This window comes from Bacillus sp. ISL-78, from assembly GCF_018613455.1.
GTDB classification, from domain to species: domain Bacteria; phylum Bacillota; class Bacilli; order Bacillales; family DSM-1321; genus Peribacillus; species Peribacillus frigoritolerans.
This window is the reverse complement of record NZ_JAGGQC010000010.1, coordinates 32,355-45,070: the sequence shown is the minus strand read 5'-3', so window position 1 is coordinate 45,070 and position 12,716 is coordinate 32,355. Positions and strand designations below refer to the sequence as shown.

Below are 12,716 nucleotides of genomic sequence, written 5' to 3'. Positions count from 1 at the left end.
TACAAAAATAATATGACAAATAGGTGGAGAGGTAATACCAGAATTTCCTCAAAAAAACCTTTCTACACAATAGTAGAAAGGTTCGTTAAACAATCCTCCATTTAATTTTCTTTCGTTAATCGACTCATTCGGAATGGAGTAATGATGAGAACGGTAATAAGGACCATTCCCATATAGCCAAAGATTGGATAGAGCGAGGAAACAAGTTTAGTGAAGCCAAAGAAGCTTGCTATAAATCCTATCAACAGTGATGAAATGACGATTACTTTAAATTTTGTGGTCTGCGGATCTGAAAAGCGTGTTCCAAATGAGTAGAACATGCTGACTGCCGTATTGAAAATCATGGCGAACAGAACGAGAGAGTACAGAATACCTAAGAGAGGTGAAACACTGTTGGCGATTCCCAGCATTGGCATATCCAAGCCCGATACAGTATTAATATTTGAGAAAATAGTGAGGTGACTAATTATAAGGAGTAGACCTAAAGCGATCCCTCCTGTAAGCCCTCCAATGGATGATATCCTTTCATCAGGTTCATTTCCACCCATAACAAGTGTCATGGAAGTCCCCATTGCAATAGTTATTGAAATATAGTTTATTGCAGATATAAGCCAATGTCCCGCAGCCGAATTTTGTTCCAGCGCATGTGGTTCAAGTGACGTAAACGATGAATTCATTGTAAACATACTATAAATGAATAGAATAAGTACGACAAGAATCAGAAATGGTGTGACGGATGCAATTACCTTAATCACACGGTCAACTTTCAGCATAACTGTTATCATAACAAGAACAGTCATGAGAATGGTTCCTATAAAGGAAGGTAATCCGAATTGCTGATCAAAGATCGAGCCTGACCCCGCAATCATGACAATTCCTATACCAAATAGGATGGCGTTCAGAACATAATCAATGATACAGCCGAGAAAGCGACCACAAATCTTATAAATTACTTCCTGATGCGAATCTGTTTGTGTACGACTGCCAAGCTTCATCAGAATCATTCCAAGGTATGCAAAAATAGCGACTGAAATGATAGCTCCAATTGTGCCCAAGTTCCCGAAGCTTACAAAATAAAGCATGGTTTCTTGTCCTGAGGCGAACCCTGCTCCGATCAGAATTCCGATAAAAGCGCTAGCGATCTTAAGGATTCTCTTCATGTTGTCCTCCGTTTTTCTTACGTTTATATTTTTTTCTTAACTATTTGATAGGATTGTTATTTGATAACCACATCTTTTCGGAAGATGATTAACTTAGACACCGTCCTTTTATGGTACTGAAGTTCCCCATTACTCTCGGGGGATTAGTCGATTTCCCGTACGCTACTGCCATCTCATCATTCAGTTCTTTCGAACGTTTCGCTGCATGATGAATCGCCTGTGAAATGGCTCTGCCGCCATTATTTTTCCGTAACGCATCAAGTCCGGATGCCGTCGTTCCATTTGGTGAAGTGACTTTCTCTCTGAGACTTGCCGGTGTCTCGTCGTTCACCATAATCATCTTGGCTGCACCTAAAATCGTTTGGGCGACAATCTCACGGACCATCGCTTCATCCATACCCTTTTTAACGCCAGCGTGTTCCATATGCTCCATTAAATAATAGAAGTAAGCAGGTCCGCTTCCTGCGATTCCTGTAAAAATATCCATATGCTCTTCTTCAATTAAGAACACTTTTCCCATACAGCCTAACAGTTCTTTCACTGCTAGCACATTGTCCATCGCTGCATGTCTTCCCGGACATAAGGCAGTTGCCGACTCCCGGATCATGCTCGACGTATTCGGCATCAACCGCACAACCTGCTGTCCAAGCTGTAGGTGATTTTCCATGAATTCAGTGGAAATGCCCGCTAAAACAGAAATCACAACTTGATCCACTCTTATTTTATCTTTGAGTGCATCAAGAGCAGCTGCAGCTCCCTGGGGCTTCATTGCCAAAATGAAGAAATCGACTTCTTCATATGGCAATGCATCCTGATGGACCGCATGAACTCCATACACATGATTCATTTCCTCGAGTCGTAATTGATTGCTGCGATTTGTCACATAAATTCTCTCTGCCGGTATGCTCCCAATCTGCACAATTCCTGAAATCATTGACTCTGCCATCGAACCGGACCCTAAAAATGCAACAGTTTTATCTCTCAACATTATGCCCTCCTAAAAGTTCATTGTTCGTAATTCCGTTCGTATTTTTTAACCTTGTTATCGTAACATGCTCAGATTTAGATTCAAGGGAAGAGAGGACATTCACAAGGAAAAGGCCGAGATAGTGAAGGGAAGCGTTATCATTTGGGGCTTACATGCCAGTCAGGTCATTTAATCAAGCATAATCGGCTGTAATCGGGGTATTTGCGGATATATTAGCAAGAAAAACGTAATAAAACTACTATTGAAAGATATGGAGCTGAGTTGAACAATGCAGGTAACTGCGGCACCTCTTTTTCCTATTCCAAAGTTATTTTGTGAAGGATTGTATTTAAACTAACGGGTGTGTTAGCAAAAGATCGGAGCTGTCTTTAAGGTGGTTTTTTCTTTATACAACAAACTAGTCAGGATAGTTTAGGAATAAATGATATAATTTGTAATATTGATTTAATTGAAAGGAGTTTGTTGCATATGCCAACCTGTCAGCAATATGGCTATAAATGGGGTTGGATAGAGGCCTTTTTTAAAATGTTTACCTTTAAAAAGAAGTTAAGATGTTCATCCTGTGATTCATCCCAATACGTTTCCATGAAAACAAGAATGCTATTAAGCCTTTTTATATTTATATCTTTATTAATTGTACCGTTCATATCATATGGAGTACCTAAAGGTTATGTCTTAGCTTTTGAAATAGCTGCGTATGCTTTAGTGATTATTTTGATGCCTTTTATATATAAGCTAAGTAACAAGGACGAACAGATGTGGTAGTCATGCATTAACAAAAGGTCGGAGCTGTCTTTAAGGCAGCTTTTTATTAATGCAACTATCAGGGCAGGGGAATGAATTCAAAGCAAAAGAACAGGGAGGAGTCAACATGAATCAGAATATTGGTACAGAAGAAGCGATTAAAAGGTGGGATCGTTTCGCGGATACATATTCTGCAAATCATACTGAGCAAGGAGATCTTCATAAAGAAGTTTTTTTAAATCCAACTTTATTATCACTTATGGAAACGGTAAGGAATAAAAACGTTTTAGATGCCGGATGTGGCGAAGGGTATTTAAGTCGAATGTTAGCGAGGTCCGAAGCGACTGTAACGGCTGTGGATTATTCATCACGGATGATAGAAATTGCTAAAGAAAAAACCCCGAATGATTTGTTGGTTGATTATAGGCAGGCTAATTGTGAGGACTTGAATTCTTTAGAGGACAAAAGTTTTGATTTAATAGTATCCAATATGGTCATTCAAGATCTAGCAGATTACGAAAAAGCATTTCAGGAAATGTATCGTCTTTTAGTGGATGGAGGCTGTTTTATATTTTCGATTTTACATCCTTGTTTTGTTACTCCAGAAAGTGGTTGGGAAAAAACAAAGGGCGGTAAAAAACTGCATTGGAACGTAGATAAGTATTTTTATGAAGGGGTGTATGAACAAGGTTTAGGTGATAAAGAAAAAATGCTATTCTATCATAGAACATTAACAAGTTATATAAACACTTTAATCAAAACAGGTTTTATTTTAGAAAGCATAATAGAACCTAAGCCATCAAAAGAGATGTTAGAAAAATATCCTTCATTTGAAGAAGATTTCAGATGTGCTGATTTTATAGTTTTTAAACTAAAAAAGTAAAGGTTATAAAAATATTATAAAATCAACTAGAGGAAGGTGTACATGGTGGGGGGAAATTACAGAATGATGAATGAGGTCTTAACAAATGTCCAGTAAAACATATCAAATGAACCAGAGTTATGTAGACTCTCAGGAAAAACAAAAGATGTTATACAAACGTACATTAATTATTATAAGCATTTCACAAATTTTTGGCGGTGCCGGGTTAGCGGCTGGAGTTACGGTGGGGGCACTTCTTGCGCAACAAATGCTTGGCACAGATGCATTTGCTGGAGTGCCATCGGGTTTATTTACTTTAGGATCAGCCGGGGCTGCTTTAATCGTAGGGAGACTTTCTCAACGTTACGGTCGCCGTACAGGTCTAACAGCTGGGTTTTTGATAGGTGGGCTTGGAGCGATAGGTGTCATAATGGCAGCCATCATAAATAGCGTTTTCCTTTTATTTGCTTCCCTGCTGATCTATGGTGCAGGAACAGCGACAAATTTACAAGCTCGATACGCTGGTACGGACTTGGCAAACAATAAACAGCGAGCCACTGCCATCAGTATTACCATGGTGTTTACAACATTTGGTGCAGTTGCCGGTCCGAATTTAGTGAATGTAATGGGGGATTTTGCTCTTTCTATTGGCGTTCCTTCACTCGCTGGCCCTTTCATTTTATCAGCGGCAGCATTTATCTTGGCAGGTCTTGTCCTTTTCGTTTTGCTTCGCCCAGACCCATTAGTTATAGCAAGAACAATAGAAGCGTCCAAACAAGAAAGTAATCGATTAGGATATTCGGCTGATACTGAACAAATCGTAAACAAAAGAGGAATCATTGTTGGTGCGGCAATTATGGTTCTTACTCAAATTGTAATGGTGGCCATTATGACCATGACGCCAGTTCATATGAGACATCATGGACATGATCTGGGAGAAATAGGTCTCGTTATAGGATTTCATATAGCTGCCATGTATCTTCCTTCACTGGTCACAGGTGTCCTTGTTGATAAGTTTGGCCGTACTGCCATGGCTATTGCCTCTGGAGCTACGCTGCTTCTGGCCGGTTTAATATCGGCGATTGCACCAGGCGATTCTATGATTCTCTTAGTTATTGCCCTTTCTTTACTTGGATTAGGATGGAATTTCGGTTTAATAAGTGGGACGGCTCTTATTGTTGATTCAACCGACACTTCAAATCGGGCTAAAACCCAAGGTACGGTGGATGTTTTAATTGCATTATCAGGAGCCTCTGGCGGAGCCTTATCTGGAATGATTGTGGCCGGCTCAAGTTATACAGCATTATCATTCATCGGAGGGTTATTATCTTTATTATTGATTCCAGTGGTCATCTGGTCTCGGGGAAGTAAAAAATAAAAAGAAGCCATATAATAAGTAAAAAAAGCCGTTTCCTATCGTACAGGAAACGGCTTTTGAAGGTCATTTTGGAACGTTTGAAACGTTGAAAAAGGGTACTCTATACAGACTAAGTTAACAAAAAAATCGTGGGGATTAGAGGATTTTAGATTAATTGATCCAGATGGATATTATATACGAATTACATCAATGGCAACTATTGAATCCTAACTACAATCTTTTCTTAATGAACTAACGGGTGCGTTAGCTGAAGATCGGAGCTGTCTTTAAGGCAGCTTTTTCTTATGGGACTAACGGGGCAGGGATTGTTGAAAAAGGAATTCAACCTATGTTTGTATAAATAGTAATATTAACAATGTTGGCATTGCTCTAATGGTATTTTATTTTCTAACTGGGGAGGGGAATTTTTGCAAACTTTTTTTAGATATAACTGGATGGTAAGAGAAGACTGGTATCGTTGGTGTGAAGAGTTAAGTGAAGAAGAACTTCTGCGGAACCGAACGGGTGGAATGGGAAGTATATTGCATACACTTTTCCATATTGTAGATGTCGAATGGAGCTGGATACGTCTCTTACAAGGTAAAACGGACTTTCAGGATAGTTTCGATAGTTATAAAAGCTTAAACAAAGTTCGAAAATTGGACGCTGAATTTCATTTAGAAGTGGAAAAATTTGTGAACAACTGGGATGCTAGTATGGAAAAACAATTATTTTATGATACCTTGCAAGATGGAAGAATTGTGACGGATACTTGGGGTGAAATAATGCGGCATACTATTGCTCACGAAATTCACCATATAGGGCAATTATCAATTTGGGCAAGGGAATTAGGGAAAAAGCCTGTTTCTGCAAATCTTATAGGTCGGGGCCTTTCCTCTCTTTCCAATAAATAATTCAAATAGATATTAATTTAGTCGGTTTCTATATATATGTGTAATCCTTCAATTAGAAATCGCCTTTTCGATGTTCTGCTGCAGGTCAGTTTTGTTAAGCAAAATCAGTTTGTGAAGAATTGTATTTAAAGTAACGGGTGCGTTAGCTGAAAAAGGCTGTCTTTAAGGCAGCCTTTTCTTACGGAACTAACGGGGCAGGATAATTCAACAAGAAGATTGCAAAAAAGACCGCCTATACTGGCGATCTTTCGAATCTATGTATTAAAAAACTAAGCAGCATCTTTTATCTCTCTTGTTTTGTTAGCAAATAGTTTTTCTTTAAGAGTTGGCATAATCATACCATCTACCCCATATCTTCCTGCATTCATAGCAGAAACTAAGATAAACATTGACAATAAAACAAGTTGTGGGTTTGTACTTGTAGTACCACTAAACATATAAGAAAAGTTCATCGCCATTCCAAAAAACACTGCTGTTTTTGTAAAACAACCGATTAATAGACCTAGACCTACAAATAGTTCTCCCCAAGGTACTAAGAGGTTAAATACATCTATATTAGGAATCGCTATATTTTTTAGTAATACCACCCACCATTCTTGAACTGCCGGATGTTCTCCTGTTGCGTTGGCCAACGCACCCTGTAAAAAGCCAGAAGCATCAAACTGTCCACTTGCTATTTTCCCCCAACCAGCCATAATCCACGTATATCCGATATATACACGTAATACAGCTAAGAGTATAGAAATGTTTTTGTTTTGTCTTAGAGCATCAATCATCATGTTTTTCCCCCAATAGTTAAAATAAAAAGTACTAAGAAATATAATAACATAATTGAAAATGATTTTCATTATCATCTTGTGACGAATATGTAAAACAAGGCCCAAACAACTATGGAATATGATTAAAAAAATAAATTCCCTAATATACCGAGTGGTGCAAATCGTTGATACATCAATGTTTATAGAGGGAGGATAGTTGAAGAAGGAATTAAAGAAACAAAAAGAGAATAGGTACTGTTAGTTAAAATGATTTTTATAGAAAGAAGGATTAATATGGCATATTGCAAAGTTCGCAAAGCAGAAATTTATTATGAAGATTTAGGGGAAGGGAAACCAATTTTAATGATACACGGTTATTCTCCGGACCATCGATTAATGAGTGGTTGTATGGAACCAATATTTACTAAGAGGGAAGGGTGGCGACGTATTTATATCGACCTGCCTGGGATGGGATTAACAAAAGAATATAACGAAATAAGTAGTTCTGATGAAATGCTGGATGCTGTTTTAGAGTTTATTCAAGCTGTAATTCCTGACCAAGAGTACGTAATTGCTGGGGAATCTTACGGTGGCTATATAGCTAGGGGCATTATTGAAAAGCATCAAGAACAAATACTTGGTGCAGCATTTATATGTCCTCTTATTATTCCTCTTCCAGAAAATAGAACAGTTGAGATACATGAAATAATGAGAACGGATGAGAAGTTCATTGAAAATTTATCAAAGGGTGAATTAGAGGATTTTAGAAATAACAACATTGTACTTGATGAGTACACATGGTTAAGGTACAACAAAGAAATTCTAAGTGGTTGTAAAATTGCAGATGAAAAGTTTCTAAATAAGGTTAAGAATAAATATGGGTTTTCTTTTAAGATTGACCAGTCTGATTTTATTAAACCCAGTGTATTCCTGTTAGGAAGACAAGACTCTTCGGTTGGATATAAAGATGCTCTTGACATAGCAAACAAGTATCCGCGAGGAACATTTGCTGTATTGGATATGGCAGGTCACAATTTACAAATTGAACAACCGCAACTTTTTAGCACTCTATTAAATGAATGGTTGGATAGAATTGAAGAGTTCCAAAACTAATACTTAACGCAGTAATTGAAGATTGTGAAATAATAGTACTTAAACTAACGGTTGCTTTAGCTTAGGATCGAAGGCAGCTATTTCTTATGGAACGGGGAGGTTAGTGAAGATACAATCCTTTGTAAATCTTATATTGTTATAATGGAAATAAAACCTTAATTATTATAGGAGATAAAAATGTTTGATAAAATTAAGAATTGGGCGAGGAGTCTAAAACGGCAAATTTTTATCCTTTACTTTGCCTGTAAAGATGAACGGGTGCCTTGGCATGCAAAGGTATTTACGGCTTGTGTGGTGGCTTATGCATTCAGTCCGATAGACATAATACCTGATTTTATACCCATTCTTGGCTACTTAGACGATGTAATTCTCGTTCCAATAGGGATAATGATCGCATTAAAGATGATACCAAAGATTGTATTAACCGATTGTGAAGTTAAGGCAGAAGAAATGATGAAAAATGGTAAGCCGAAGAATTGGATAGTCGGCTCACTAATAGTAATGATTTGGGTCTTAATTATAATATGGGCTATTATATATATTAATGGTTTAATGAACTAACGGGTGCTTTACTTCACTAGGATGCACAAGAAGACCACTTATAGGTGGTCTCTTTTTATTTGTTTCAAAAATCAACATTAATCTTTAACAAAGCCATGGTTAAAAAGCGATCTTAATATTATCAATGGAATTATTCTACAAGAATCGGATTCTCTGAGGCTGATGCGTATTTAATAAAGGAACATTATTCAACATTAGAAAATTATGCTTGTATATGGATACAACCTGATATTAGAACATAATGAATCTGTCGTAACCTTGCCCTTATTTTGGCGGAAAATACTTTTATATATATCAAAGGAGGGGTTTTCATGGAGAAAGAAATAATTGTGCCTTGGGAAGAGGATGAGCTCACTCATGAGTTTTTTGTTCCTGAATATATTGAAAAAATGGCACTTGAAGTTCTTGAACATTACGGTTTCTCCGTTCAGGACATTCAAGTTGCTACAACAAAACCAGATAAAGGCGGCTCTATATGGAAAATGGAAACAAGTTCAGGGCCAAAGAGTTTAAAACTTTTACACAGAAGACCTACAAGAAGCATGTTTAGCTTAGGAGCTCAAGAATATTTAGTTATTGGCACCTGTATCAAAAGGTTTGAAAGGAGCCAAACATCTTTGTAATGCTCTCGGCGAATTCCACCTTTTAAGCAAAGGGTATGTTCCGCCTAAAACAAGCTGAAGTTTCATCCTGGTTATATAAATGGCCAGCGACTTATGAAAAAGTCATCAATAAGATGGATTGGTTTCGAAACATTGCTAATGCATATGAAGAAATGCCTGCAAGCTCTTATTTGCTGAATGTTCTAAATGAATTTGAAGAACAAGCAAAAAGAATTTAGAAAGATTAAATGAATCAAGCTATCTAGAGCTAGCGCAACAAGGAAATGAATATTGGGGATTAGTGCATCAAGATTATGGCTGGTCAAATGGGATCTAATGGAATGTGGATTATTGACCTTAACGGTGTCGCTTACGACCTTCCTATTCGTGATTTGAGAAAACTGATTACTGGCACAATGGCAGATTTATATAGATGGGATGCAACTTGGGTAAGGGAAATGATCAAGTCCTATCACGAGGCAAATCCAATTTCATCTCAACTATATGATATCTTAATGATCGACTTATCTGCACCAAATGAATTTTAATGTTAAAGAAGTAGTATATGAACCTGAATTAGGGACCCCTTGAATATAGACTCGAAAAAGGTAGGGAATTTCGGGAGTGACTCCAAATTTTTGGAGGGTTATATCGCTCTCTTTTCTAATGAAACAAGTTGAAGAGCCATAATGGAGTAAAAAAAAGCACCTTGCTTACCTATTAAATAGGCTGTTGCAAGGTGCTTGTATTATTTGATTGAAAATTCCCTGAATAAGGTTATAATTAAAAGTGTTGGAGATCCTAGCCAACTAGACACCCTTAGAGAATTGCCTTGTCCGCTACTTTCTAAGGGTGGATATTAATATTCTGGCTCATGCTTGGTTGAATTTCAGGTATGGAATGATGGTGTGTAATGGATGGATTTGTTTTTCCATTCAGGATGGCATTTAAAACAACCAGCGTTATTGTACCCATCACTACTCCATTTCCACATATTAATTGGACTGTTTCCGGGAATTTATCAAATGCTTCCGGGACCCCCTTGACTGCCAGACCGACTCCTATTCCAAGTGCAATCGTCAATTGATTGGAAGGTTTGCTTAGATCAGCTTTGGCTATCATCCCCAAAGCTGCAGATAGAAGCATGCCGAACATTGGTATCATGGCTCCGCCGAGAACGGGTAAAGGGATCATGGTCGTAAGACCGGCAACCTTAGGCACAAAAGCTAGAAAGATTAGGATACAGCCTGCCGTGACTACTACCGAGCGCTGAGTTACCTTTGTCAGCAAGACCAAGCCAACATTTTGTGAGAAGGTAGAATGGTTGAAAGAGTTGAAGATACCGCTTATGAAGCTCCCTATTCCTTCTGCACGGAGGCCCTTTTCCACATCTTTTTCGGTTATTTCCTTCCCGCATACTTCCCCGAGTGTCAAAAAGACGCCTATACTTTCCACAGCTATGATTAAAGATATGATTGTCATAGTGATAATAGATGAAAGGTCAAAGGTAGGTACCCCAAAATAAAAAGGAGTCACCATTGTAAACCAGCTGGCCTCTATAAAGCCAGACGTATCGACCATACCTAAAAAACCAGCCAATATAGTGCCTAGAATCATGGCGAAAAGAACTGAAACCGCTTTCAAGAAACCTTTAGTAAGTGTATTCAATAAAAGGAAACTCACTAGTGTAAAACAGGCTAGCATTAGATTCATAGGATCTCCAAAGGTGGGGGAACCGACTCCGCCCGCTGCATTTTTCATGGCAACTGGCATTAATGACACGCCTATGATTAATATGACGGACCCTGCAACAATTGGTGGGAAATAGGGTATTAATTTACCGATTACTCCTGATAAAATGGCAACAATTATTCCGGATACCATAACTGCGCCTAAAACCCCGGTTATACTATGGACCGATCCTATGGCTATTACTGGCTCGACGACTATGAAAGAAACAGCCATTAAAGCAGGTAATCTTATACCAAACCCTTTACCGCCAATAACTTGAAGCAAGGTGACTATCCCGCAGGCGAGTAAATCAAACGAGATCAGGTATATGACCTGTTCTTGTGTCAAGCCGATTGCAGGACCGACGATTAGTGGAACAGCTACCGCTCCTCCATACATTACACAAACATGCTGTAAACCTAACAATAACGTGTTTAGTTTGCTTAATTTTTCCATGTTTGCCCCCTTTTAATTAGTCACGACTTTCCAATTATATGAATGTAACGAAATCGCCTCCTTGTGATTTTGTAAAAACATCCTTATGGATGGTTTTTATGTTGCTTATTAAGAAACGCCATTTACAAAATCGGTGTATTTTTATATTATCACCGCCATAATGCTAAATCAAGACTATTTTTTGGAAAAATATGAATATTCATTCAAGTTCATTCTGTATATAATTAAGAAGAATAGGGGGAGAAATATGTACTTAACGATTGAAAAAGCTTTGAAACTTCCTGCCCTAAACCAAGTGGAAGTTATTGGAGGAAGTCAAGGGTTAACTCGGGTAATTAATTCAGTAAGTATAATGGATCATCCGGATATATCATGGATTAAACGAGGGGAACTCCTGCTGACAACCGGTTATGTGTTTAAGGATGACCTGAATGCTCAAATCAATCTTGTTAGGGAATTGTCGAAAAGAGGAAGTGCTGGATTAGCTATCAAGATTAAGCGGTTTCTTTCTACGATTCCTCCTGGAATGGTGGAAGAAGCGAACAAGTACAATTTCCCATTGCTGGAGATTCCTTATGAAATGCCTTTATCCGACTTATTATTCAGCTTTACATATGAACTTGTTAATAAGGAGAAAGTGAAAAACAATGGTAAAGGAAGTGTTGAAGTTTTTCATTCTCTTTTGAATGGGGAAAATAGGAGTTCATCTTTTATCCCCCAATTACAGGAATTTGGCTTTAATCCCGATAGGCCATATATTCTGCTCTTAATAAACGGAACGAAAGAAGACGGGGATTCATTCTTTCCAATTGGCAGAATGTTGGAGAAATTAAACCAAACGGAAAGGGAAGATTTTAAGTATTGGAATATCGACTTCGATGGTCAATTGATTATCCTGCAAGGGAAAGGGATGGTGACTGATGAACACCTGCTTATCCAGGCTCAAAGAATTGCCATCCTTTTGGAAGGTCTTATATCCAAAGATAATCCTGGCATTTCACTATCGATGGGGTTAAGCAAGGTGAAAAAAGAATTCTACAATATGAAAGAAGGGTTTATTGAAGCTAAAAAGGCCATTCAACTGGGCTCGAGGGTCAACCCGACTAATATCAATGATTACGCAAGCGTTGAAGTTGAAGATCTAATAAATCAAATCCCTAAGGATGCCATAACTCAATACGTGCAATCCATGATTCAGCCGATTATTGCATATGATAGGGAAAATGAGGGGGAGTTATTAAAAACGCTGGAAACCTATCTATTTTCAAGAGGGAGAATAGAAGACGCGGCACGGGCTTTGTTTGTTCATCGAAATACTGTAAAGTTCCGTTTGTCTAGAATTGAAGACTTATTAGGAGTTGATTTAAAATCGAGGGATATTGCTTTTAAATTGCAGTTTAGTATAAAAGCTGCGAAGTTATTATTACCTGACTAGGTAAAGGAAGCATGATTTGAAGGAATAGGGAATCA

The 12,716-nt window shown here is 38.0% G+C and carries 11 protein-coding genes and 1 pseudogene; 8 read left to right on the top strand and 4 right to left on the bottom strand.

Annotation, left to right across the window (positions count from 1 at the left end; all coding sequences use genetic code 11):
• Window positions 1–101: 101 nt before the first annotated feature.
• Both J7I96_RS12660 and proC read right to left on the bottom strand, forming a co-directional pair.
• Window positions 102–1,160: a YkvI family membrane protein gene (locus J7I96_RS12660; RefSeq protein ID WP_214925707.1), complete on the bottom strand. Its 1,059-nt coding sequence runs from the start codon at window positions 1,158–1,160 to the stop codon at window positions 102–104.
• An 88-nt stretch (window positions 1,161–1,248) separates the two neighbouring features.
• Window positions 1,249–2,148, bottom strand: coding sequence for a pyrroline-5-carboxylate reductase (gene proC / locus J7I96_RS12655; protein ID WP_214925701.1), 900 nt, complete (start codon window positions 2,146–2,148; stop codon window positions 1,249–1,251).
• A 468-nt stretch (window positions 2,149–2,616) separates the two neighbouring features.
• Here proC and J7I96_RS28830 point away from each other — a divergent pair, with 468 nt between their 5' ends.
• From J7I96_RS28830 to J7I96_RS12635, 4 genes are all read left to right on the top strand, one after another.
• Complete coding sequence (locus J7I96_RS28830; protein WP_214925698.1) at window positions 2,617–2,913, top strand: TIGR04104 family putative zinc finger protein; 297 nt, start codon at window positions 2,617–2,619, stop codon at window positions 2,911–2,913.
• Between the two features lie 106 nt (window positions 2,914–3,019).
• On the top strand, window positions 3,020–3,775 hold the full coding sequence (locus J7I96_RS12645) for a class I SAM-dependent methyltransferase (protein ID WP_214925695.1): 756 nt from the start codon (window positions 3,020–3,022) through the stop codon (window positions 3,773–3,775).
• An 85-nt stretch (window positions 3,776–3,860) separates the two neighbouring features.
• Entirely contained in the window at window positions 3,861–5,132 is a 1,272-nt protein-coding gene (locus J7I96_RS12640; protein ID WP_214925693.1) for an MFS transporter, read from the top strand.
• A 407-nt stretch (window positions 5,133–5,539) separates the two neighbouring features.
• Complete coding sequence (locus J7I96_RS12635) at window positions 5,540–6,025, top strand: DinB family protein (protein WP_214925691.1); 486 nt, start codon at window positions 5,540–5,542, stop codon at window positions 6,023–6,025.
• Between the two features lie 269 nt (window positions 6,026–6,294).
• On the opposite strand, the gene J7I96_RS12630 is transcribed toward J7I96_RS12635, so the two are convergent.
• Window positions 6,295–6,804 (bottom strand): DoxX family protein, encoded by a 510-nt coding sequence (locus J7I96_RS12630; protein WP_214925686.1) that lies wholly within the window; start codon window positions 6,802–6,804, stop codon window positions 6,295–6,297.
• A 273-nt stretch (window positions 6,805–7,077) separates the two neighbouring features.
• Between J7I96_RS12630 and J7I96_RS12625 the strand changes: the two genes are divergently transcribed.
• From J7I96_RS12625 to J7I96_RS12615, 3 genes and pseudogenes are all read left to right on the top strand, one after another.
• Window positions 7,078–7,896, top strand: a complete 819-nt coding sequence (locus J7I96_RS12625; RefSeq protein WP_214925683.1) for an alpha/beta fold hydrolase — start codon at window positions 7,078–7,080, stop codon at window positions 7,894–7,896.
• Window positions 7,897–8,073: 177 nt separating this feature from the next.
• Window positions 8,074–8,457, top strand: a complete 384-nt coding sequence (locus tag J7I96_RS12620) for a YkvA family protein (protein WP_214925681.1) — start codon at window positions 8,074–8,076, stop codon at window positions 8,455–8,457.
• 311 nt (window positions 8,458–8,768) lie between these two features.
• Window positions 8,769–9,638, top strand: a pseudogene (locus tag J7I96_RS12615) (CotS family spore coat protein); the annotation flags it as partial.
• Between the two features lie 267 nt (window positions 9,639–9,905).
• Here the strand turns inward: J7I96_RS12615 and J7I96_RS12610 are convergent.
• A complete protein-coding gene (locus J7I96_RS12610) occupies window positions 9,906–11,246 on the bottom strand; it encodes a nucleobase:cation symporter-2 family protein (protein WP_214774876.1) in 1,341 nt (446 codons plus the stop codon).
• Between the two features lie 247 nt (window positions 11,247–11,493).
• On the opposite strand from J7I96_RS12610, the gene J7I96_RS12605 reads away from it, so the two are divergent.
• Complete coding sequence (locus J7I96_RS12605; protein ID WP_214925678.1) at window positions 11,494–12,681, top strand: PucR family transcriptional regulator; 1,188 nt, start codon at window positions 11,494–11,496, stop codon at window positions 12,679–12,681.
• Window positions 12,682–12,716 lie beyond the last annotated feature (35 nt).